At 41.4% G+C, this 22,182-nt stretch carries 24 protein-coding genes; 20 read left to right on the top strand and 4 right to left on the bottom strand.

Annotated features, from left to right (window positions below):
• Nucleotides 1–3: 3 nt before the first annotated feature.
• Nucleotides 4–498: a hypothetical protein gene (locus tag B6A27_RS06930; RefSeq protein WP_066147074.1), complete on the bottom strand. Its 495-nt coding sequence runs from the start codon at nt 496–498 to the stop codon at nt 4–6.
• Nucleotides 499–655: 157 nt separating this feature from the next.
• On the opposite strand from B6A27_RS06930, the gene B6A27_RS06925 reads away from it, so the two are divergent.
• The 3 genes from B6A27_RS06925 to pyc all read left to right on the top strand — a co-directional run bounded on the left by B6A27_RS06925 (nt 656) and on the right by pyc (nt 5,805).
• On the top strand, nt 656–943 hold the full coding sequence (locus B6A27_RS06925; RefSeq protein WP_044746631.1) for an Fpa/YlaN family protein: 288 nt from the start codon (nt 656–658) through the stop codon (nt 941–943).
• A 132-nt stretch (nt 944–1,075) separates the two neighbouring features.
• Nucleotides 1,076–2,296, top strand: coding sequence for an FtsW/RodA/SpoVE family cell cycle protein (locus B6A27_RS06920; protein ID WP_066147076.1), 1,221 nt, complete (start codon nt 1,076–1,078; stop codon nt 2,294–2,296).
• A gap of 65 nt (nt 2,297–2,361) precedes the next feature.
• The gene (gene pyc / locus B6A27_RS06915; RefSeq protein WP_080860944.1) at nt 2,362–5,805 is read left to right on the top strand and encodes a pyruvate carboxylase; all 3,444 of its coding nucleotides are present in this window, start codon (nt 2,362–2,364) and stop codon (nt 5,803–5,805) included.
• An 11-nt stretch (nt 5,806–5,816) separates the two neighbouring features.
• On the opposite strand, the gene B6A27_RS06910 is transcribed toward pyc, so the two are convergent.
• A complete protein-coding gene (locus tag B6A27_RS06910; RefSeq protein ID WP_139788081.1) occupies nt 5,817–6,782 on the bottom strand; it encodes a COX15/CtaA family protein in 966 nt (321 codons plus the stop codon).
• Nucleotides 6,783–7,218: 436 nt separating this feature from the next.
• On the opposite strand from B6A27_RS06910, the gene cyoE reads away from it, so the two are divergent.
• The 8 genes from cyoE (at nt 7,219) to B6A27_RS06870 (ending at nt 14,648) form a co-directional block, all read left to right on the top strand.
• Nucleotides 7,219–8,136, top strand: a complete 918-nt coding sequence (gene cyoE / locus B6A27_RS06905) for a heme o synthase (RefSeq protein WP_080860940.1) — start codon at nt 7,219–7,221, stop codon at nt 8,134–8,136.
• An 85-nt stretch (nt 8,137–8,221) separates the two neighbouring features.
• The gene (gene coxB, locus B6A27_RS06900) at nt 8,222–9,289 is read left to right on the top strand and encodes a cytochrome c oxidase subunit II (protein WP_066147082.1); all 1,068 of its coding nucleotides are present in this window, start codon (nt 8,222–8,224) and stop codon (nt 9,287–9,289) included.
• A gap of 37 nt (nt 9,290–9,326) precedes the next feature.
• Nucleotides 9,327–11,183, top strand: coding sequence for a cytochrome c oxidase subunit I (ctaD, locus tag B6A27_RS06895; protein WP_066147085.1), 1,857 nt, complete (start codon nt 9,327–9,329; stop codon nt 11,181–11,183).
• Complete coding sequence (gene ctaE / locus B6A27_RS06890) at nt 11,183–11,803, top strand: cytochrome c oxidase subunit III (RefSeq protein ID WP_066147087.1); 621 nt, start codon at nt 11,183–11,185, stop codon at nt 11,801–11,803. The genes ctaD and ctaE overlap by 1 nt, the downstream gene beginning before the upstream one ends.
• A 4-nt stretch (nt 11,804–11,807) precedes the next feature.
• On the top strand, nt 11,808–12,140 hold the full coding sequence (gene ctaF, locus B6A27_RS06885) for a cytochrome c oxidase subunit IVB (RefSeq protein ID WP_066147089.1): 333 nt from the start codon (nt 11,808–11,810) through the stop codon (nt 12,138–12,140).
• Nucleotides 12,141–12,244: 104 nt separating this feature from the next.
• The gene (gene ctaG, locus B6A27_RS06880; protein WP_080860938.1) at nt 12,245–13,150 is read left to right on the top strand and encodes a cytochrome c oxidase assembly factor CtaG; all 906 of its coding nucleotides are present in this window, start codon (nt 12,245–12,247) and stop codon (nt 13,148–13,150) included.
• A gap of 24 nt (nt 13,151–13,174) precedes the next feature.
• On the top strand, nt 13,175–13,642 hold the full coding sequence (locus B6A27_RS06875) for a DUF420 domain-containing protein (RefSeq protein WP_066147093.1): 468 nt from the start codon (nt 13,175–13,177) through the stop codon (nt 13,640–13,642).
• A gap of 694 nt (nt 13,643–14,336) precedes the next feature.
• On the top strand, nt 14,337–14,648 hold the full coding sequence (locus tag B6A27_RS06870; RefSeq protein WP_066147095.1) for an Asp23/Gls24 family envelope stress response protein: 312 nt from the start codon (nt 14,337–14,339) through the stop codon (nt 14,646–14,648).
• A gap of 10 nt (nt 14,649–14,658) precedes the next feature.
• Here B6A27_RS06870 and B6A27_RS06865 read toward each other — a convergent pair whose 3' ends face one another.
• Nucleotides 14,659–15,018 (bottom strand): YugN family protein, encoded by a 360-nt coding sequence (locus B6A27_RS06865; protein ID WP_044746619.1) that lies wholly within the window; start codon nt 15,016–15,018, stop codon nt 14,659–14,661.
• Nucleotides 15,019–15,317: 299 nt separating this feature from the next.
• On the opposite strand from B6A27_RS06865, the gene B6A27_RS19485 reads away from it, so the two are divergent.
• The 8 genes from B6A27_RS19485 (at nt 15,318) to B6A27_RS06825 (ending at nt 19,891) form a co-directional block, all read left to right on the top strand.
• Nucleotides 15,318–15,692 carry a CAP domain-containing protein gene (locus B6A27_RS19485; protein ID WP_483294909.1) on the top strand — a complete coding sequence of 125 codons (375 nt, stop codon included), beginning with the start codon at nt 15,318–15,320 and terminating at the stop codon, nt 15,690–15,692.
• Between the two features lie 128 nt (nt 15,693–15,820).
• Nucleotides 15,821–16,246, top strand: a complete 426-nt coding sequence (locus B6A27_RS06855; RefSeq protein ID WP_080860935.1) for a CBS domain-containing protein — start codon at nt 15,821–15,823, stop codon at nt 16,244–16,246.
• 94 nt (nt 16,247–16,340) lie between these two features.
• A complete protein-coding gene (locus B6A27_RS06850) occupies nt 16,341–17,369 on the top strand; it encodes a CAP domain-containing protein (protein WP_080860933.1) in 1,029 nt (342 codons plus the stop codon).
• 582 nt (nt 17,370–17,951) lie between these two features.
• Nucleotides 17,952–18,341, top strand: coding sequence for a YlbD family protein (gene ylbD, locus B6A27_RS06845; protein WP_066147103.1), 390 nt, complete (start codon nt 17,952–17,954; stop codon nt 18,339–18,341).
• Nucleotides 18,342–18,353: 12 nt separating this feature from the next.
• The gene (locus tag B6A27_RS06840; RefSeq protein WP_044746615.1) at nt 18,354–18,587 is read left to right on the top strand and encodes a YlbE-like family protein; all 234 of its coding nucleotides are present in this window, start codon (nt 18,354–18,356) and stop codon (nt 18,585–18,587) included.
• Between the two features lie 37 nt (nt 18,588–18,624).
• On the top strand, nt 18,625–19,026 hold the full coding sequence (locus tag B6A27_RS06835) for a hypothetical protein (RefSeq protein WP_080860931.1): 402 nt from the start codon (nt 18,625–18,627) through the stop codon (nt 19,024–19,026).
• A gap of 104 nt (nt 19,027–19,130) precedes the next feature.
• Complete coding sequence (locus tag B6A27_RS06830) at nt 19,131–19,580, top strand: YlbF/YmcA family competence regulator (protein ID WP_080860929.1); 450 nt, start codon at nt 19,131–19,133, stop codon at nt 19,578–19,580.
• Between the two features lie 23 nt (nt 19,581–19,603).
• Nucleotides 19,604–19,891, top strand: coding sequence for a YlbG family protein (locus B6A27_RS06825; RefSeq protein ID WP_080860927.1), 288 nt, complete (start codon nt 19,604–19,606; stop codon nt 19,889–19,891).
• Nucleotides 19,892–19,942: 51 nt separating this feature from the next.
• Here B6A27_RS06825 and B6A27_RS06820 read toward each other — a convergent pair whose 3' ends face one another.
• Nucleotides 19,943–20,332: a DUF7147 family protein gene (locus tag B6A27_RS06820; protein ID WP_044746612.1), complete on the bottom strand. Its 390-nt coding sequence runs from the start codon at nt 20,330–20,332 to the stop codon at nt 19,943–19,945.
• A 162-nt stretch (nt 20,333–20,494) separates the two neighbouring features.
• On the opposite strand from B6A27_RS06820, the gene B6A27_RS06815 reads away from it, so the two are divergent.
• Complete coding sequence (locus tag B6A27_RS06815; protein WP_080860925.1) at nt 20,495–21,892, top strand: stalk domain-containing protein; 1,398 nt, start codon at nt 20,495–20,497, stop codon at nt 21,890–21,892.
• Nucleotides 21,893–22,182 lie beyond the last annotated feature (290 nt).

Genomic DNA, 22,182 nt, shown 5'->3' with positions numbered 1-22,182 from the left:
GTATCACTGAATGATCAACTCACGTACATGAGTGATGGGGGTGTTCTGGTTTGAGCCGTCTCCGAAATATACGTGGACAGGCCCATCTTCTTTTAAAGGCTTTCCATCTTTCGAAAAGCCGAGAACAAGTTGGTAGGCTTGTTGAAGCGGAATTGTGAATTTACCGTTGTCGGTGACAATCATTAGCTCTGTTGCATCATCTAGCACTTCGGCATTGTTTAAAAATGGAGCGAGCGGCATTCCGAATGTTCCAGTAATGATCTTTTCTTTGACAAATTTCTTTTCTGTTTTTAGGGTTGGCGGAAAATATGCGCCTTCTTGAATTTCTCGGTCCCAGTATGCCGATATTTTTTGAATTTCATCCTCTTTTTCGGCTTTTTCTGTCTGTCCTGAAAAGTAAGTATGCAAGTCAACTTTGCGGTCATCAAAAATCCATACACCGGGATCCAAGGTTATGGAAAACTTAACCTTACCTTTAATTGGAATAATACGATCCATAGCTGCTCTCTCCTCTTTCATCTTGTACTGTTTTTAGTATAATGATAAATGAATATTTTGTCATGTCCGATCATTTGTGACAAGTCTTTCATCTTGCAAAATTTTTCGATTCACGTTAAGATTTATAGAAGGATTAGGGGAGAACGGAGGGATCGATGTGACGGACGATACGATTAATTATCGTGAAAAAGCGTACGCGCTTCTTAAAACAGACGCGGATAAGATTGTTAAGCTCATTCAAGTGCAAATGGATAACTTGACAATGCCCCAGTGCCCTCTTTACGAAGAAGTACTTGACACGCAAATGTTTGGTTTATCGCGTGAAATTGATTTTGCGATTCGGTTGGGGCTGGTCGATGCAAAGGATGGAAAAGCGATTCTTGATACATTGGAACGGGAGCTTTCAATGCTTCATGAAGCTTCTACAAAAAAACGCGTACGATAATGATAAACATGAACTCAAACGGTTGAATTTGCGGCAATCGTTTGAGTTTTTGCGTTTTTGGAAGGAAAACGCAATCTTATTACGAATGTTTCTTAGTAACTATAGTATAACATTTGGTAGGGAAGAGGAAAGATGAATAAACAACTCTTTAAGAATATTGTTAAATCATATGATTATCCGCTGATCATTGCCGTTTGGATGCTGGCGATATTTGGATTGGTTATGGTATACAGCTCAAGTATGGTCGCAGCGGTTACACGTTATGGAGTGGCAAGCGATTACTTTTTTCAAAAACAAAAAATGTGGTTGGCTGCCTCAGGAATTTGTTTTTTAATCACGATGCTTGTTCCTTATAAGGTATGGATGGGGAAAAAAGTCATTCAAGGGATCTTTTTTGCTTCTCCGATCCTTTTAATTGCTGTGGCATTTCTCGGCCATACTGCCAATAATGCCACAAGCTGGTTTAAACTCGGATTCTTTAGCATTCAGCCTGCTGAGCTTGTCAAGTTAAGCTTGCTTATTTATTTGGCAGCAGTATTTGCCAATAAGCAAAAAAAGCTGGCGGAACCGGTTAAAGGACAGTTATTTCCAATTTATTATACACTATGGATCTGCTTTCTTATTGCCATTCAGCCCGATTTTGGAACAGCCATGATTGTGTTGCTGATTGCTTCTTGTGTGATTTTATCGTCGGGTTTAAGCTTTCGTTTGCTGTGGAAGCAGCTGCTGTTTTTTATGATGGTGGCAGCGGTGGTCGCTCCTGTTTCGCTTCCGTTTATTTGGGATGAAATTTTTTCTCCAGAACGGTTGTCGCGGTTTTATAGCTTTGTTAATCCATTTAAGTATGCAGACGATGAGGGATTTCAATTGGTGAATTCATATTTGGCGATTGGCCTTGGCGGATTAAAAGGGCTGGGATTAGGGCAAAGTATTCAGAAGTATGGGTATTTGCCTGAGTCGCATACCGATTTTATTATCGCAGTGATCGCGGAGGAATTAGGTTTATTTGGGGTGGCTTTTGTTCTGCTGCTGCTAGCTTTTATTGTTCTAAAGGGATTCATGATTGCCAGAAAATGCAATGATGCGTTTGGCAGCTTGCTTGCTATTGGTATTTCTTCGATGATTGGAATTCAAACGTTCATCAATGTTGGAGGTGTAACAGGTTTGATTCCGATCACAGGTGTCCCTTTGCCTTTAGTAAGCTACGGAGGGTCTGCGCTCATTCTTTTTATGACATCGCTTGGGATTATGGTCAATATTTCGATGTTTGTTAAATATGAAGCGAAGTATAAACATAAAGAACAACACGTTGATCATGCAAAAAAACCGTTAAAAAGAGGTCTGACTTTTTAGAAAGCATATTTACAAATTTGCAAAACCGTTATAGTTTTATTAGAAAGGAGGAGAGGAACAAAAAAATGAGTACACGTCGAATTCAGAAAGTATTAGTAGCAAACCGCGGCGAAATCGCGATTCGTGTTTTTCGCGCCTGCAATGAGCTAGGCATTCGAACCGTTGCGATTTACTCAAAAGAGGATGCCGGCTCTTATCACCGCTATAAAGCAGATGAGGCCTATTTAGTTGGAGAAGGCAAAAAGCCGATCGAAGCCTATTTGGATATCGAAGGAATTATTGAAATTGCGAAGGCGCATGATGTCGATGCGATTCATCCGGGATACGGATTCCTTTCGGAAAACATTCAGTTTGCCAAACGATGCAAAGAGGAAGGAATCGTTTTTATTGGACCGAATGAAGAACATTTAGATATGTTCGGTGATAAAGTAAAAGCCCGCCGTCAAGCAGAATTAGCCGGTATTCCGGTCATTCCTGGAAGCGATGGTCCCGTACATAGCTTGGAAGAAGTGGTTCGCTTTGGCGAGCAGCATGGCTACCCAATCATTATTAAAGCTGCTTTGGGCGGAGGCGGCCGCGGCATGCGGATTGTGCGTTCAAAAGCAGAGGTGAAAGAAGCTTATGAACGTGCAAAATCAGAAGCAAAAGCAGCATTTGGTAGCGATGAGGTATATGTTGAGAAGCTAATTGAAAATCCGAAGCATATCGAAGTTCAAATTTTAGGGGACTACGATGGAAATATTGTGCATCTGTATGATAGGGATTGTTCGGTACAGCGCCGTCATCAAAAGGTTGTTGAAATCGCTCCGAGCGTCTCGTTATCGGCCGAGCTTCGCCAACGTATTTGTGAAGCGGCGGTCAAACTAATGAAAAATGTTGCGTATGTCAATGCGGGAACAGTCGAATTTCTTGTTGCAGGAGACCAATTTTATTTTATCGAAGTAAATCCGCGTGTTCAGGTAGAGCACACGATTACGGAGATGATTACGGGAGTCGATATTGTCCAGTCGCAAATTTTAATTGCGGAAGGCCATTCATTGCACAGTGAACAAATCGGTATCCCTCAGCAAGAGGATATTCAAATTAACGGCTATGCCATTCAATCACGGGTGACGACGGAGGATCCACTAAACAACTTCATGCCTGATACGGGAAAAATTATGGCCTACCGTTCAGGCGGTGGCTTTGGCGTGCGGTTGGATGCCGGAAACGGATTCCAAGGCGCAGTCATTACGCCGTATTATGACTCTTTGCTTGTGAAATTATCAACATGGGCGCTGACTTTCGAGCAAGCAGCCAGAAAGATGTTGCGCAACTTGCGCGAATTCCGCATTCGCGGAATAAAAACCAATATCCCTTTCTTGGAAAACGTTGTACAACATCCAAAGTTTTTATCTGGAGAGTACGATACATCGTTTATTGATACGACGCCAGAGCTTTTTGTCTTCCCGAAAAGAAAAGACAGGGGAACCAAAATGCTCACCTATATCGGAAATGTAACGGTGAATGGTTTTCCTGGAATTGGAAAGAAAAAGAAACCGGTTTTTGAAAAGCCACGAATTCCAAAAATTGATCCGTTACAGCCGCTTGCTCATGGCACAAAGCAAATTTTAGATGAGAGAGGCGCAGAGGGACTTGTCAGTTGGATTAAAGAGCAAAATCAAGTGCTGCTCACAGATACGACATTCCGTGACGCTCATCAATCGTTGCTTGCTACGCGCGTGCGGACTACGGATTTACTCCATATTGCTGAACCGACTGCGCATCTATTGCCTAATTTATTTTCGCTTGAAATGTGGGGAGGAGCAACGTTTGATGTTGCCTACCGCTTCTTAAAAGAGGATCCTTGGGATCGCCTATTAAAGCTGCGCGAGCGAATTCCGAACATATTGTTTCAAATGCTGTTGCGCTCAGCGAATGCAGTTGGCTATAAAAACTATCCGGATAATGTCATTCGCGAGTTTGTTGAAAAATCAGCACAAGCAGGAATTGATGTTTTTCGCATTTTCGACAGCTTAAACTGGGTCAAAGGAATGACTGTGGCGATTGATGCCGTTAGACAAACTGGGAAAATCGCTGAGGCTGCCATTTGTTATACGGGAGATATTTTTGATCCGAATCGACCAAAATATAGTCTTGGGTATTATAAAGAGCTAGCAAAAGAACTTGAACAGGCAGGAGCTCATATTTTGGCGATTAAAGATATGGCGGGGCTTTTAAAACCGCAAGCTGCTTATGCCCTCATTTCCGCTTTAAAAGAAACGGTTCATATTCCGATCCATCTTCATACACATGATACGAGCGGCAATGGCATTTATATGTATGCGAGAGCCATCGAGGCAGGAGTTGATATCGTCGATGTAGCCGTTAGCTCAATGGCAGGATTAACATCGCAGCCGAGCGCGAATACGCTATATTATGCGCTAGAAGGAACAGAGCGCGCTCCAGAGGTTAACATTGAAGGCTTGGAGCACTTATCCCGCTACTGGGAGGATGTGCGCAGCTTTTATCAAGAGTTTGAAAGCGGCATGAACGCTCCACATACAGAAGTATACAGACATGAAATGCCTGGCGGTCAATATAGCAATCTGCAGCAGCAAGCGAAAGCGGTGGGACTTGGTGATCGTTGGGATGAAGTAAAAGAGATGTACCGTCGTGTAAACGACCTGTTTGGCGATATCGTGAAAGTGACCCCTTCTTCTAAAGTGGTAGGAGATATGGCGCTTTATATGGTGCAAAACCATTTGACGGAAAAAGATATTTACGAGCGCGGAGAAGTGCTCGATTTTCCTGATTCTGTCGTTGAACTATTTGAAGGATATTTGGGACAAATGCCAGGCGGCTTTCCAAAGGAGCTACAACGCATTATTTTAAAAGGGCGCGAACCGATTACTGTCAGACCGGGCGAATTGCTTGAACCAGTGGATTTTGAAAAAATGAAGCAAGAGCTATTCCATATGTTAGGAAGACAAGTGACTGATTTTGATGCGATTGCTTATGCACTTTATCCAAAAGTGTTCGTAGAGTATACACAGACGGTTGATAAATTTGGCGATATTTCCGTTCTTGATACGCCAACCTTCCTTTACGGGATGAGACTTGGTGAAGAAATTGAAGTAGAAATTGAGAAAGGGAAAACGCTCATTGTGAAGCTTGTATCGATCGGACAGCCGCAGGCGGATGGAACACGCATCGTTTATTTCGAATTAAACGGTCAGCCGCGCGAGGTTGTCATACGCGATGAGAGTATTAAAGCTGCCGTTGCGGAACGGATTAAAGCAGATAAAAGCAATCCAAACCATATTGCAGCGACAATGCCTGGTACGGTTGTAAAAGTGCTTGTGGAGCAAGGAGAAAAGGTGAATAAAGGCGATCATTTAATGATAACAGAGGCAATGAAAATGGAAACAACTGTACAAGCACCATTCTCAGGAACAGTGAAAGATATTTATGTGAAAAATGGAGATGCGATTCAGGCAGGAGATTTATTAATTGAATTAACTAAATAAAAAAACAGGCGCTAGGAGGTTCTAGCGCCTGTTTTTTTTATGCCAATGACAGATTGCTTATGCAAGGATAGCTGTTGTTCGTTTCGTTTGCTTCTTGTTGCCAGAAGCAATAAATAGCTAAGGATACCGAATAAGCAGGAAATGAAAAATCCGTGAGCGAGCGCAATGTATAAATTTAATTGTGTAAAAATAATCAGTGCACCGGTGATCATTTGCAACAGGACAAGAACGAGAGATGCGATCCATCCCCAGTAAATCACACGTTGATGTTTGTGGTATCTAATCGCACGAATCGTAGCGAACAAAATCCAAATAATAATCAAGCCAGCGGCAAGACGGTGTCCCATTTGAATCCATTCGTGAAGCTGGACAGGAAACGGACGCGTTTTGGCGCAAAGCGGCCAGCTGGGACAAGCTAAACTTGCTTGTTTATGACGTACAAGCGCTCCTGTATAAACCACAATATAGCAGTAAGCGATAATGCCATAAATATGAACCTTCATTTTGCGATCAATGATCAAGGAATCGGCGTCAAACTTCTTATCGACCTCAAAAATAAGCAGCGTAAGTAGAAAAACAGAGGCGAACGAAATAAGCGAGATGCCGAAATGAAGGGCAAGGACAGCAGCGGATTGTCCCCATACGACCGCCGCTGCGCCGATGAGTCCTTGAAGAACAAGAAAGATAAAAGAAACGCTCGCCAAAAATTTTGTTTCACGAATGTGGCCGATTGTTCGCCAAGTCCAAACCGAGAGAACGAGCACCATCACCCCGGCAAGGCCAGATACTAGTCGGTGACTGAGCTCAATTACCAGTTCTGGGGTAATCGTCGATGGAATGAGTTGGCCGTTGCAAAGGGGCCAGGAACGCCCGCAGCCCATTCCGGATTCTGTTTTTGTAACTAATGCCCCCCCGATTAATACAAATAGCATGGCAATCGTTGTTGTTGTAGCAAACCATTTTAAAGTGCGTTGCAAAATTCTTCACCCACTTGTATTAGAAAATATTGATTTTGTCAATAATCTAGTAAAGCATATGCTTATCTACACAAAGCAGATAAGTGAGAGCAATCTCGACAGGCAACACTATTGTACACCATAGCCGCATCGAAACACAAATGAATGCTTATTGAACAGCGAATGCAAAAAATATTGAATGTTCATCGTGAGTCTGTTAGAAATAATAATGGATGGATGTAAAAAGTGACATGACATTCAAAAATTTGACACAAATTATTCAAAAAAAATTCACAATTCGCTAAAAAAATGTGATTTAATATATAAAGAAATGATTAACAGTGAAAAATGTGTTAAAATACGTTAAGATATTTAAGATATTGCATAATGCTTGAAAACGTATTCATGTTGCCTGCGCTTCTAAAGTTGGAACGGGGAACGTAAGGAGGAATTAATAATGGCAAATGAAGCGGCCACTCAAGTTCGTGAAGAGGTAGAGGAGATAAAGGTCACTACTGTTTGGAAGGATTTTCTTTCGGTCATCAAAATTGGCATCGTGAATTCCAATTTAATTACAGCATTTACTGGACTGTGGTTAGCGTTTTATTTTACAGGAGAAGGTTTTTTAGAAAATCTTCAAACGGTCTTTTTTACTTTATTTGGTTCAGCTCTTGTCATTGCAGGAGCTTGCAGTTTAAATAACTTTATTGATCGCGATATCGATCATTTGATGGAGCGGACAAAGACAAGACCGACTGTCAAAGGCACAATGGAGCCCAAACGGGTTTTATGGCTAGGCGTTTTGTTGACATCTGTGGGAACGCTTAGTTTGCTAATGACGACATTGGCAGCGGCCGTAATTGGTTTAATTGGTGTAGCTACTTATGTATTTCTATATACAATGTGGTCAAAAAGGAACAACACCTTAAATACAGTGATTGGAAGCTTTTCTGGCGCTGTGCCGCCTTTAATTGGCTGGACAGCTGTCGATCCGCACTTTCATGTTGTTCCATTTGTGCTGTTCTTATTGATGTTTTTATGGCAACCGCCACATTTTTTAGCTTTAGCGATGAAGCGCTGCGAGGAATATCGCGCAGCAGGCATTCCCATGCTACCTGTTGTTCATGGCTTTGCGATGACCAAGCGCCAAATTGTGATTTGGGTTGCTTGCTTGCTGCCGCTTCCATTTTATTTGTTTTCATTAGGAATTCCATTTCTTATCATTGCTACATTGCTAAATGTAGGATGGCTAACGTTAGGACTTTATGGATTTAAAATGAAAGATGATTTGAAATGGGCAAAATGGATGTTTGTTTATTCTTTGAACTATTTAACTATCTTATTTGTAGCGATGGTTATTTGCGCAATCGACTAACACAAGTTTATAATTCTTTCTACTTTTATTTAGAGAAAGAATTCATATACTTTATCTAATATTGAAAGAGGGGTTTGATTAGGCTATGAAGAAATGGCTACTCAATTGGCGCTTATTTTCTCTTTTTAGTGTAATGGCGCTTCTGTTAGCCGGCTGCGGCAAGCCGTTTTTATCAGCGCTTCAGCCAGCCGGCGAAGTAGCAGACATGCAGTATTCGCTCATGCTGCTTAGCACAGCCATTATGGTGCTTGTTATTGTTGTTGTAACGATTATCTTCATCTACGTTGTGATTCGCTTCAGACGACGTAAAGGTGAAGAGAATAAGATTCCTAAGCAAGTAGAAGGAAGTCATAAGCTTGAAATTATTTGGACTGTTATTCCGATTCTCTTGTTAATTATTTTGGCGGTACCGACAGTTTCGGCGACATTTAAGCTTTCTGATGTAAAGCCGATGAACAAAGAAAAACGCGATAAGAATACTGTCGTCGTCAATGTGCGCGCCAATCTTTATTGGTGGGAATTCGAATATCCTGATTATGGGATTATCACAAGCCAAGATTTAGTCGTTCCGACTGATGAACGTGTATACTTTAATCTCAAGTCTTCTGATGTGAAGCACTCGTTCTGGATTCCTGCCGTGGGCGGAAAATTGGATACAAACGTGGAGAACAACAACCAATTTTGGTTGGAGTTTGATCAGAAAGCTGCAGACAAGGCTAAAGGGGTTTTCTATGGAAAGTGTGCCGAGCTTTGCGGTCCATCACATGCTTTAATGGATTTTAAGGTGAAACCACTTCCTCGAAAAGAGTTTGACCAATGGGTAGAAAAAATGAAAAATGCCAAACCAGCTGCAACAGACGCAGTCGCAAAAGAAGGCGAAGAAATCTTTAATAAGAGCTGTATTGGCTGTCATGCTGTTACTCCTGCTGACAAGCGTCCAGAACAGGCACGTACAGCGCCAAACTTGGCCAATTTCGGCGATCGCGAACGCATTGCTGGTATCTTAAAGCATGATGAAGAGAACTTAAAGAAATGGTTAAAAGACCCGGACAGTGTGAAGCCTGGCAACAAAATGACGGGTACATATGGAAAATTAACAGACGCACAGATTGATGCTCTAACCAAATATTTAATGAGCTTAAAAGTGGAGTAACATAAAGGGGATCTATATCGATAAGGGAGGTTAAATCGTGAGTACAGTAGCTCGCAAAAAGAGCCTAATATGGGACTACCTTACAACGGTCGACCATAAGAAAATCGCCATCCTTTATTTAATTGCCGGTGGTCTTTTCTTTCTTGTAGGTGGTCTTGAAGCATTATTTATTCGGATTCAGCTTGCTAAGCCGAACAATGACTTTTTAGTTGGCGGTTTGTATAACGAAGTGTTAACGATGCATGGTACAACGATGATTTTCTTGGCAGCCATGCCGCTTGTGTTCGCTATGATGAATGCGGTTGTGCCGATTCAAATTGGCGCTCGTGACGTGGCATTCCCATTTTTAAATGCATTAGGCTTTTGGTTGTTCTTTTTTGGAGGCGTGTTCCTCAACTGTTCGTGGTTTTTAGGCGGAGCGCCTGATGCTGGATGGACTTCATATGCATCCTTATCACTTGAATCACCAGGGCACGGTATTGATTTTTATGTGCTTGGATTACAGATTTCCGGTATTGGAACTTTGATAGGCGGTATTAACTTCCTTGTTACCATTATCAATATGAGAGCGCCTGGAATGACATATATGCGTATGCCGATGTTTACGTGGGCGACATTTGTAACATCTGCACTCATCTTATTTGCGTTTCCTCCACTAACAGTTGGTCTTGTTTTAATGATGATGGATCGTTTGTTTGGGGGTAATTTCTTCAATGCTGCGGCTGGAGGAAATACGATTATTTGGGAGCATTTATTCTGGATTTTCGGTCACCCAGAAGTATATATTCTCGTGCTTCCAGCATTCGGTATTTTCTCGGAAATTTTTGCGACATTTTCACGCAAACGCTTATTCGGATATTCTTCAATGGTATTTGCAACGGTGCTCATCGGGTTTTTAGGCTTCATGGTATGGGCACACCATATGTTTACAACCGGTTTAGGACCAATTGCTAATGCTATTTTTGCTGTGGCAACGATGGCCATTGCCGTTCCAACAGGTATTAAAATTTTCAACTGGCTATTTACAATGTGGGGCGGAAGCATCAAGTTTACGACACCGATGATGTACGCTGTAGCCTTCATCCCGTCTTTCGTCATGGGAGGAGTAACAGGGGTTATGAACGCGGCAGCTGCGGCAGACTATCAATACCATGATAGCTATTTCGTTGTTGCCCACTTCCATTATGTCATTGTCGGCGGGGTTGTCTTTGCCTTGTTGGCTGGTGCTCATTATTGGTGGCCAAAAATGTTTGGAAAAATGTTAAATGAAACGCTTGGAAAAATTACATTCTGGTTATTCTTTATCGGTTTCCATTTAACATTCTTTATCCAGCACTTCTTAGGACTGATGGGGATGCCTCGACGTATCTTTACATATTTACCGGGGCAGGGCTTAGAAACAGGGAACTTTATTAGTACTGTTGGAGCCTTTTTCATGGCCGCAGCAACGATCATTCTTTTGATCAATGTGGTCATTACATCTGTGAAAGGTGAAAAAGTGTCTGCAGATCCATGGGGAGACGGACGTACCCTTGAATGGGCTGTTGCTTCTCCGCCTCCAGAGTATAACTTTGCTCAAACGCCGCTTGTGCGTGGTTTAGATGCGTTATGGATTGAAAAAATGGAAGGCAAAAAAGGCTTAACGCCAGCAGAACCTTTAGGCGATATTCATATGCCGAATTCTTCAATTTTGCCATTTGTGATCTCGCTTGGCTTATTTATTGCGGCATTTGGTTTTATGTACCATGCAAAATATTCATGGAGCCTATTTGTTGGAATAGGCGGCTTGTTAATTACCTTTATTTGTATGTTCTTACGTTCAGTTGTCGATGATCATGGCTTCCATATTCATAAGGAAGAAGTCCTTGAAACGGAAAAGGGGGTTAAGGCATAATGCATGTTGAAGAAAAATTGACTGCAGAAACGTTTCCTGCATCGCCTGAAAAAGCCACCCTTGAAGGGAAAAATAAATTTTTAGGTTTTTGGCTATTCTTAGGGGGGGAGACTGTTCTCTTCGCCTCCCTCTTTGCCACTTATTTGGCGCTAAGAGATAAAACAGCTGGCGGTCCATCTGCTGATGAATTGTTTAAAATGCCGCTTGTATTCGTTGCTACCATGCTTTTATTAACAAGCAGCTTAACGAGCGTGTACGCGATCTACCATATGAAAAATTTCGATTTTAAAAAAATGCAGCTTTGGTTTGGAATTACATTGCTCTTAGGTGCCGGCTTCCTAGGGCTTGAAATTTACGAATTTAATGAATATGTTCATGAAGGACATGTGTTTACGAAAAGCGCTTTTGCTTCTGCATTCTACACGCTAGTCGGTACACACGGTGGCCACGTTGCATTCGGATTATTGTGGATTTCAACATTGATGATCCGTAATGCGAAAAGAGGCTTAAACTTGTACAATGCGCCAAAATTTTATGTAGCAAGTTTATATTGGCACTTCATTGACGTTGTCTGGGTGTTTATTTTTACCGTTGTATACTTAATGGGAATGGTGGGGTGATTTTATGGCAAATCCTACAAATGCAGGCAACCCAAAGGTAGACTTAGCGTATCGTCGCAAAAAAAATGCTGCTGAAATGAAGCATCAGGTCATTTCGTTTGCTTTAATGATTGCTTTGACACTTGTGGCGTTTTTTGCAGTTGGTTATGATGAATTTTCACACTGGTTTTCCGTTCCGTTTATTTTGCTCCTTGCCGCTGTGCAAGTAGCGTTCCAATTGTATTACTTTATGCATATGAGTCATAAAGGCCATGAAATTCCAGCTTTGTTTCTTTATGGTGGTGTATTGGTAGCTTTTGTTACGATCTGGGCTTTTATGACAATTGTTTGGTGGTAATAGAAAAAGGAAATCAGCCCAAGCTGATTTCCTTTTTCGTGTCATAGGTGAAAGTTCGTGGACAAACGACAGTCGTGTAGTATAATAGTGAAGGAGGGGGAAGTATGCTATCATCATTGCAAATGTTTGGGTTTATGGCTTTGTGGAGCCCGTTTTTTCTCATCGCGCTATTATTGATCAGTTTATTTTATATATTGGCAGTTGGGCCGTGGCAAAAAAAATGGACGACAGAGGGCCCCACATCGGCAAAGCAAAAAACGTATTTTTTAATCGGAATGGCTCTGCTTTATATAATAAAAGGATCGCCAATTGATTTACTTGGTCATTTAATGTTTAGTGCCCATATGACGCAAATGGCAGTTTTATATTTAATTATTCCACCATGCTTTATTTTAGGTATTCCTAATTGGATGTATGAAAAATTGTTCAGTATGGCCATCATCAAAAAGCTGTTTTCCTTTTTTACAAAACCGCTTATTTCTTTGTTATTGTTTAATGGCTTATTTTCTTTTTATCATGTGCCATTGATTTTTGATGCTATTAAAACGAATGTGCTGTATCATGCAGCTGTGACTACCCTCATTTTTATAGCAGCGTTTTTTATGTGGTGGCCGATGCTGAACAAGCTGACCGAATGGCAAACTCTTTCAGGAATTAAAAAGGTTGGGTATATTTTCGCTAATGGTGTGCTGCTGACGCCTGCATGTGCTCTAATTATTTTTGCGGATGAACCGCTTTATCGAACATTTTCCGATCCGCAGGCATGGCTCAACGCTTTGCAGCTGTGTGTGCCTAAAGCAACGTTGGCATCTTTGCATTTAACGGGACCAGAAATGTTTCTATCGATGTCTCTTCTTCATGACCAACAGCTAGGCGGTGTTTTAATGAAAATTATTCAAGAAATTGTGTATGGAGCTATGCTGTTTTTTGTGTTTATTGAATGGTATCAAAAAGAACGCGAGAAGGAATCGATAGAAACAGTTGTACCACCACACCCTTCCGAATCATAATTAAAGACGAAGCGAGGAGAGGATATGACACATTCATTGCCAATTTTGCCCACTATCAGTACAAGCTGCATTGTTATTAGTGCTGCGCTGGTAGCGTATGGCTGGTATCTCATTCGAAAAAAAAGGATCGAAGCGCATAAGAAAACCATGCTTTGGGCAGCGATTTTTGCACTTGCCTTTTTTCTGATTTATTTGTCAAGAACTGTATTTATCGGGAACACAAGCTTTGGTGGCCCTGCTTCAGTAAAAGTTTATTATACTATTTTTCTCTTCTTCCATATCGTACTAGCGACTGTCGGCGCTGTTTTTGGCGTTGTTACACTTTTAACGGGATGGAAAAACAATTTGATTAAACATAAAAAATTAGGACCGATTACAAGTGTTATTTGGTTTTTTACGGCAGTGACAGGAGTTGTCGTTTACTGCCTTCTCTATGTCGTCTATCATGGTGGGGAAACTACCTCCATGATTAAAGCGATTTTAGGGTATTAGCGCTCCCCGCGGCAAATGCCGGGGGTTTTCTTTTATGAAGAAACAAGAGAGGGCAGGCAGCATATAAATATCATATAGCACTAGTGTTGAAGATCCGTTATTTTACTTAAGCATGAAGCCGATTTGCTCGCCAACTTCGGGGATTGGCTAATTAACACTCCTGATCATTATAGAAGCATGGCGTCAGGTAGAATCGATTCACTTTAGTGTTCTCATGCTGTATAAAGACAACGGAAAAGATGAAACGAACGGTATCTGCAAAATTTACGGTCGGAATGGAAGGATAATTGTGTAGCAAAGGATGAAACGACAACGTGTTCAGGCTCATGGCTGGTTTTGTGAATCAGCGCGGTTCGCTCACCTGACTATTGAGCCCCGTCTCCATGCAAATGGAGGCATGTCAAGTTATGTCTATATCGTTGCGCGTAACATTCCTCTAGCATCATGGTTATAATATATAAATAAAACTTGAGAGGGCATGAATCAGATCCGGAAAGTGAGAAGGTGGCAGCTGTTTTTGGCGCTCGAAGACAAGTTGTGCGACGCGAAGGAATTGATCAAAGTCTAATCAGTTGAAAGCCATGCGGGGCTTTTATTCATACAAATGTTGAGGTGTTCAGCGATGGTATATCGGTCGCATGTTTGGATGTTAGAAAAGGTATGAATTTCTTCATATAGGTTCGGGTGATGAAAAATGAAAGGGGCCATTCGCTTGCGTCGACCGAATGCAGCTTATTCGACATTGATGACCGTTGCGATGATGTGTTTGCACGAACGGCAAGAAATCGTCATAGATGAAACAACGGTTGATATTTTGCTAAATGAAGGTTTTGCCTGTACGATTATAATCACTGCTGTGATGCGGACCAGTTCGTCCATTATTTCTGTGTGTGAGGAAATGCAGGAGCGAATTGCTCGTGAAATCGAAACAATGACTCCGTTCAAGGTCAAGCATGTCCATATTTTTGTAAAACGTCTAATAGATCATCAAGAAAAAAATGCATGAGATCGTGATCTCATGCATTGATTTTTGTTAATTCACTTTTAAGTTTTTCTAAAAGGGTTTGACATTGATTAATCAACGAAGTTGGAAAATTTTCTCCTTCCCCATACTCAACGCCGTGCGGATAATAGTGCTTGCCAAGAATCGGAGTGATTAATTTGATGAGCGCATAACGCGAATCAACCTCTCCTTCAACTGCATAGCCTTGTACTCGAAGATAGTATACATCGTTTTTAATTTCGAATTTGCGATCGTATGTAACACGTTCATAATCCCATTGTCCTGCACGTACAAATCCTAGATTTTCCATCAATTCGTCTAAATCAGATAATTCAGCTGTTTGGTTTTCAATTCCTGTATTTTCAAATTTCATTCTATATTCCCTCCTATGCACCAATTCCCGGTAAAGGAAAAATCCTTCTCCATTTATAATAGTATGAAAGCGTTCAACTTTCAATCAATAGTTTATTTTTGACGAAACAGTGTGAAAAATTTTATGATATTCGTCGTTTTTTATTTTTTTTGGTGAAACTAAAAAGCAAAGGAGGGAGATAAACACGGAAAAATCGGGATATCTTTACTGATGAGTATGTTGATTTTTACTATCAGTATACCACTTAGCGTTCATGAGCAAGGAACGACGACCTATATGGTCCAACCGGAGGATAGTTTGTGGAAAATAGCCGTTCGTTACAAAGTTGGATTGTCAGAGAAGATGGCTGTCAATCCGCCATTTTTCACCCGACGCTTATGGATCCCAGAGATATTTGCGTTTTAGATTGTGCCAAACAAACGGAAAGTGAAGTGATCCGTTTAACAAACGAGCAGAGGGCAAAATGCTGTTTGCGTCCACTGCAGACTGATTGGGAATTGGCTCGTGTCGCACGATATAAATCGGTGGACATGAGAGATAAAAATTATTTTTCACATGTGTGTAAATCATCATTTACGATGATCCATCATTTTGGAATTAGCGATCGATCAGCAGGAGAAAATGCTGCAGTGGTGATACTCGACTCGGTAAGAGGTCAGCGCTTAGATAGATAGTCTTAGGACTAATCTTTCCAACAAGGAGTATACACCGATTGGAGTGGGGGATGCAAAGGGCGGCCCGTATGGCTATTATTGGATGCAAATGTTGATTGGAAAATAGAGAATAGGAGGAGACGAAAACCATGAAAACGGTACGTGAAGTGATGACAACACAGGTCGATTATTGCACGCCTCTTGATAACGTGTTTGAAGCAGCGGTAAAAATGCGGGATCTGAATGTTGGAGCGATACCGATAGTAGAAAACGGTGAGATTGTTGGAATGGTGACCGACCGTGACCTTGTTGTTCGCGGGATCGCAGAAAAACGACCAGGATCTAGCCAAGTAACCGAAGTGATGACGCGAAATGTCATGGCAATATCGCCGGACCTATCTGTTCAAGAGGCAGCACAGCAAATGGCTAAGCAGCAAATTCGTCGCTTGCCGGTTGTTGAACATAATAAGCTGATCGGCATTATCTCTCTTGGAGACTTGGCGACAAACGAAGCTTCGGATGAAAGTGCTGGTCAGGCATTGACCTCTATTTCAGAGCAACATATTGTCGATTAAAAACGAAATCCCTTTTTCATAAGGGGTTTCGTTTTTTTTGCAGACAAAACAGGATATAATGTCAATAAGAGATTGTATGAAGGTGGGCTGCCTAGTGAAATGGTTTTTTCTGTTTTTTATCTTATTAATTAGCTTTTTGTATTTTTTCCCTACCCATATCCCTCCGTTAAATTCTTCATCATCACAAAAAGAAAGTCAGCAGCAGCTTGAAAAGCAACCGGTCATCATGACAGGAGCATTGTCTTTGATTGGCAAGACAGAAGAGCAAATAAAAAAGCAATTTGGACAACCAACGCGAGTGGACGCCTCAGCTTATGACTACAAATGGTGGATTTACAACCAGCAAGCGAGTACGTATTTACAAATTGGCGTGCTGAATGGCCGCGTTGTCACTGTCTTTATATGCGGTGATCAGGTAGATGTCTCTCCTTTTCGAATTGGTCAGCCTGTGCAGCAGTTATTTAAGCGGATTCCCGTATCTTCAACGCTGGAAGTATCCCTCCGTACGGGAACATACCGTTTTGAACTATCGGAACAAGATATGACGATCCAGCCCATCGTTCGTTTAAATGATGTCTATGTGCAATTTTATCTTGATCATTTTAATGAAACGATTTCAGGCATTCGAATTATGGATGGGGAAACACTGGTAAAACTGCGACCGTATGAACTAGTGTACCGAGGAGAGCTGCCGACAGCACGCCCTTTATCTTTAGTGGAGCAAAAGCAAGTAGAGACGGCGAATGCAAGGCAAATTTTTGAGATTACCAATGTAATTAGGAGCCGCTATAAGGTTGCACCATTGCGTTGGCACGATAAAGCAGCGGAGGCTGCTTATGCGCATAGCCAGGATATGAACGAAAACCATTATTTTTCTCATCAGTCTCCGACTTATGGTGATCTAAAAAAACGCTTGTTAGCGGCTCATATCCCGTTTCAAATCGCTGGTGAGAATATTGCGGCCCAATATATAGATGCAATTGCGGCTGTTAAAGGATGGCTCAACAGCAAAAGCCATCGAGACACGCTGCTTAGCCCGCAATTTACTCATCTTGGTGTTGGAGTGTCAGGACAATATTATACCCAAGATTTTCTGAAACCATGGGAAGTCTCGACGAATTAGGCAATGACTTTATAATGCAAGTGATGGCTGTTCACTTTTTTTCTTTTTCACCCTAATTTTTATAAGGGAAGCGACGGTCGGAGTCCAGTCATCGACTTGTCCCGGATGATTGATGAGCGAACAACTAGCCGCTTCCTGACCAATAAATTGGTCAGGGAGCGGCGTTATTCGGTTGCCCGATCGGCAAAATCAAATCACGGCTCGCTCATTTGAGGACAAATGTTGGCGAATTAAAGTTGTATTTTAATAAAGGCCAGTTTCTTTTTCAACCTTCGAAAACCATTTTCAGTGGTTCTTTTCCGTTCATTAGAAACGTTTTTCATTCTGTCGATTTTTCAATCTAAATTTATAGAAAGCTCCAATAGGAAAAGGCTAAGTACCTTTCCGCTTGAACCAAAACAATTCAAAAAAGAAAAAGCATGGCGTAACCCGCATGTTGAACATACTCCACCGAGAAGCTCTCCTTTTAACGGGGGATAGGTGTGAGAGATCCATCTGTTCCATTAGATAAAAATGGGCGCACGCCATATTCGCTTAGTCGAATAGTATATGTTAGGTAAGTAAAGGGGAGGTAGAAGGGATATGGAAAAGAATCTACATCCTTCTGTGGAACAGTTTAAACAGTTTGTAAAAAAGCATCCTAAAATCATTCAAGAAGTAAGAAACGGAAAAAAAACGTGGAAGCAGTTTTATGAAGATTGGTATTTGTTTGGCGAAGAAGATGAGATCTGGAATGAATACAAAGCGGAGCAAGTAAAGCAAGCAGAGGAAGACGGGGAGCATCACCCATTTATCAATAAACTTTTAGCTACGTTGAAAAATATGGATCCGAATGAGGTGCAGAAGCATATTTCAAGTGCTCAACAAGCCATTTCTGCTATTCAAAGTATGATCGGACAGTTACAAGGAATGAGACAGCCGTCGTCAACGGTTTCGCGCGAGCATCATCCGTTTTCATTCCGCAAAGATTAGAGGTTGCGATTGATGAGAAAAGAACTTGTTCAATACATTCATTCTAAAAAAATGCTTCAGGCATTTATTCGCGAGCAACCGCGATGGTACCGAACATTATCGCGTGATCCAAACCAAGTGGCAGCATTCGAAGCAGCAGCGAAAGAATATTATGAACAAACATTGCCGCAAAAAGTGGAGAAAATAGCTAATTCGCTGGAAATGGCGGCACTTATGTTCAATATGTTCCAAGGGATGCAAGAGTAATTAAAAAAAAAATGCAAAGACTACTCCTAAAGGAGTGATGTCTTTGCAACTAAAACAACTAGCGATGGTTTTTGCGATAGCGGCTTTGACCGCATGCGTTCATCATAAGCCGCAGCCTGAAACGATGCAGCAGGTCTCGGCTGCTGTTTCCATGCAAGCCCCAGCAGCTCAGACGATGCATGTTAAGCATGAAATGCGAGGAAAAGATGTATTGGTTGAATGCGTTATCGATCATTTTTCCTTTACTAAAGGTGACAAAGCTCATGGCAATGGACACATTAATGTATATTTAAATGGACAGAAAATAAATGAAGTATTTACAGCTGCTTTTGTTTTAAGAGGGCTGCCATCAGGAAAGCATCAGATCCGTCTTGAGCTTGTTCGTGATGATGAAAGTAAATATGGTGTATCAAGCGAATTTGAAGTGAATATTCCATAATGGAAGGTCTGGCGGGTAAGTCAGACTATTTTTTTGTTCTGCGCTTTGCTTTTCTTCTAGACTGTTCTCATGATATGATGATAACATGGAGGTGCTTATACAAAGTGATGATTGCGACGCTCGAACGGCTCGAGATTTTAAATAAAGCCGAATCGTTAGGAAAAATGATTGTTCAGTCGGCGGCGGCGGAATATTACCGCAGCTGTTGGCAGCGTTTAAAAAATGACCGTGTGGCACAGCAGCTGATTAAGCAGTTTATAGCCATAAAAGAGCGTTATGAAGAAGTACAGCGTTTTGGAAAGTACCATCCAGATTACCAAACAGTGATGAAGGAAATACGCGAAATTAAGCGAAAATTAGACTTTCATGATAGCATTGCCGCATTCAAAAAAGCGGAAAATGAGCTGCAAGAATTGTTAGATGAAGTGAGTGTGCTTATTGGAAGAGCTGTATCGGAACAAGTGAAAGTACCGACAGGGAATCCGTATTTTACTGCTTTATCCAGCTGTTCAGGCGGATGTGGCACAGGAGGAAGCTGCGGCTGCCGATCGTAATCTGTCAAAGGGGAATTAAGAGTATGTTTCGGAAACGTCAAGGAATCATTGTTTGGCTATACTCATTGAAGCATAGTAAACATTTACGCAAATTTGGCAACATTCATTATGTATCGAAGCGCTTGAAATATGCAGTGTTGTACTGCAATATGGAAGAGGCGGATGTTCTTATGAAGAAGATCGCTTCTTTGCCATTTGTAAAAAAAGTGGAACCTTCCTATCGTCCGTTTTTGAAGATGGAGTTTGAGTCAAAAAGAGACGGTGAGAAGGAAAAAGAACAAAGCTACAAGCTGGGCTATACGGTCGAATAACGGCTGACTTTGTACTTGAAGTCAGCCGCTTTTTATTGATTGACGTTGTAATTACTGCAGAGGCGGAATGAAACGATTCATTCGCATAATGCCAATCAAATGCTGATAATAGAGCTCTACCTCCGCGAAAAAAGTGGATGGTTTTACTTCAAGATGGATAATCTCAAGGTTGAGCTCTTTTGCTAACTCGGCAAACAGATCGTATCGCTTATTTGGTTTGACTGACGGATTTGGAATGCCTTCGCGGCAAATGTACAAAGGCTGAAAATCGCCTGGATCTGTTGGATGAAGCACAACGACTAAGGATGTAACCGGCTGTCCATGCTTAACGGTGTGAAAGGCAAAAAGCCCCGATAGGCGGTGCTGGTTGACTTTGGCTAATTCAATGAGCTCATAAATATCTGAATACCCTTCTCCAAGTTCAATAAATCGCTGAATCATGTAGGATTCCCCCTTCCCTGTTTTTCTCCAATTTATTACTTTACCATTGTTTCCAAAAAAGATAAACAAATTTCGACATTTTTATACAAATTCTAGCGTTTTTTTGATATCTTTAATGTGTAGTAAATATTGTAAGAAACTAACCGAATGAGGGATCGCAGCATGGTACGAACGGCCATTTTAATGATGATGATCTTTTTAGGGATAAGCGGTGGCACTGCTTATATGCAATGGCGAGATTATGAAAAAAGTAATCAGGTCAACGATCACGCACCGCTGGTTCATTCCATTGATATTCGACATGAAGAGGGGAGTCTAGAAATTACGCAAACGGTTGATGGGCTAAAGAATCAATCGTATGAAATCGTTGTGCCAAAGGAAGCGCAGCAATTTCGATATCGATTCGGAGATAAAGAAAACAGGCAGAACGGCTTGAATGCTGGAGCATCGTCTATTGAAGGAAAAGAACATGAACGGTTGATTATGCAATACATGATTCCGCTGCCGATATCGAAAACGATTTGGCTTGAACATTGGTCTGTTATGTTTGTGACAAAGCAAACACAAAAATTTCATGTGCAGTTTGTCGATTATGCGACGAAAGATGGAATGTGGATAGCCGGGGCTCCGCTCGAAGCGAAGATCAAGAAGCAAGCGTTCACCCTTTACTCTTGGTCGCAAGCGAATTTGCTATCATTTCCGCTTTATTTTTATCCTTCTGAGCTGCCAAGGCAAGTAGATGGTGACATTGAAGTATATGGAAAGCGTCCAATGGGGAATGGAAAGCTGCAAAAATGGGCGGACGTCCCATCCTTGACGATTGTACAATCGCCACAGAACGATCAGCACATATCCCCCGTGTTAGTTGTCATACCGGAATCGGGATCACTTTCTGCTGTTCGTGAACAATATATGCGGGCCTATTATGCTTCTTATTTTGCACCAAATGCTTTGATGAACGAGTGGCTCGCAGATTTATTGACAGCCCTCACCTTTCAGAAGCCAGCGACCACCTCTCGGGCAAAAGCGGTGCTGCAGCAGTTTCAGCAAAATCTAACGGAAGAAGAGAGACAAGAGTTTCTTTCCACTATTTTGCAGCATAAAGGAGAAAAACTGACTCCGGCTTTGCTGGATAAGGCGTTAACAAAAGCTCATTTAGGGAAGACGACTTATTTTGCTGATTTATTAACAGCCAAAAAAAATCTTGATCTCGTGTTTACTAATGAAGGAAATCTATATGTAAATGACAAGGTTTTGAAAGAAGGAAAAGCCGTTTTGCGAGGCGGTGAGTTGCTATTGCCGTTTAAAGAAGTGATGGAGAAACTTGGCTATCACGTTACTCAGTCCGGCGATGCTGTATTTATTGAAAAGGGCAGCAACCGTTGGCGTTTTTTTGTCAATTCACCTGTTTACATGAAAGAAAACGATCAATTTGGGATGCCCTCCATCATCATCCATGATTTAAATGGTACTTTATACATGAGTGCAGATATGATTCAGCACTGGTTTTCCATCGAGGTTTGGACAAGCTCTCAAAATATTTATGTGCATGGCTCATAAGAAAAGCGCTCACCGATGGCGCTTGGTTTCTTTAAAAAAGAGTCATATATCAATTCTCATATCATAAAAAAATCCCTGCAGTTTTCCTGCAGGGCCTTTTATGCTTATTTGTTCCTGCGCATCGAAAAGGAACGCATAAGCTAAAGGAAAAGGGAGAGGAGAAACCGGAGGAAGAACTTATGGGGAAACGTAAGTCTTCTCCGTGATTGGCAACAACACCCATATGGACGTTGCCATTAATCAGTATGACCAATGAATGAATTTGTATACATCCTATTTTATTTTTTGCA

It is taken from the genome of Anoxybacillus sp. UARK-01 (genome assembly GCF_002075365.1).
Lineage (GTDB): Bacteria > Bacillota > Bacilli > Bacillales > Anoxybacillaceae > Anoxybacteroides > Anoxybacteroides rupiense.
Note: the sequence above shows the minus strand (reverse complement) of the source record. Positions and strands in the feature narration are given on the sequence as shown.

Bases quoted from the DNA above. Each gene is read 5' to 3' on its own strand.
- ctaF (WP_066147089.1), top strand. From the start codon at position 11,808: ATGGCAAATCCTACAAATGCAGGCAACCCAAAGGTAGACTTAGCGTAT.
- coxB (WP_066147082.1), top strand. From the start codon at position 8,222: ATGAAGAAATGGCTACTCAATTGGCGCTTATTTTCTCTTTTTAGTGTA.
- B6A27_RS06840 (WP_044746615.1), top strand. From the start codon at position 18,354: ATGAGAAAAGAACTTGTTCAATACATTCATTCTAAAAAAATGCTTCAG.
- pyc (WP_080860944.1), top strand. From the start codon at position 2,362: ATGAGTACACGTCGAATTCAGAAAGTATTAGTAGCAAACCGCGGCGAA.
- B6A27_RS06855 (WP_080860935.1), top strand. From the start codon at position 15,821: ATGAAAACGGTACGTGAAGTGATGACAACACAGGTCGATTATTGCACG.
- ylbD (WP_066147103.1), top strand. From the start codon at position 17,952: ATGGAAAAGAATCTACATCCTTCTGTGGAACAGTTTAAACAGTTTGTA.
- B6A27_RS06920 (WP_066147076.1), top strand. From the start codon at position 1,076: ATGAATAAACAACTCTTTAAGAATATTGTTAAATCATATGATTATCCG.
- B6A27_RS06865 (WP_044746619.1), bottom strand. From the start codon at position 15,018: ATGAAATTTGAAAATACAGGAATTGAAAACCAAACAGCTGAATTATCT.
- B6A27_RS06930 (WP_066147074.1), bottom strand. From the start codon at position 498: ATGGATCGTATTATTCCAATTAAAGGTAAGGTTAAGTTTTCCATAACC.
- cyoE (WP_080860940.1), top strand. From the start codon at position 7,219: ATGGCAAATGAAGCGGCCACTCAAGTTCGTGAAGAGGTAGAGGAGATA.
- B6A27_RS06875 (WP_066147093.1), top strand. From the start codon at position 13,175: ATGACACATTCATTGCCAATTTTGCCCACTATCAGTACAAGCTGCATT.
- B6A27_RS06825 (WP_080860927.1), top strand. From the start codon at position 19,604: ATGTTTCGGAAACGTCAAGGAATCATTGTTTGGCTATACTCATTGAAG.
- B6A27_RS06820 (WP_044746612.1), bottom strand. From the start codon at position 20,332: ATGATTCAGCGATTTATTGAACTTGGAGAAGGGTATTCAGATATTTAT.
- B6A27_RS06835 (WP_080860931.1), top strand. From the start codon at position 18,625: ATGTCTTTGCAACTAAAACAACTAGCGATGGTTTTTGCGATAGCGGCT.
- ctaE (WP_066147087.1), top strand. From the start codon at position 11,183: ATGCATGTTGAAGAAAAATTGACTGCAGAAACGTTTCCTGCATCGCCT.
- B6A27_RS06815 (WP_080860925.1), top strand. From the start codon at position 20,495: ATGGTACGAACGGCCATTTTAATGATGATGATCTTTTTAGGGATAAGC.
- B6A27_RS06870 (WP_066147095.1), top strand. From the start codon at position 14,337: ATGAAAGGGGCCATTCGCTTGCGTCGACCGAATGCAGCTTATTCGACA.
- ctaG (WP_080860938.1), top strand. From the start codon at position 12,245: ATGCTATCATCATTGCAAATGTTTGGGTTTATGGCTTTGTGGAGCCCG.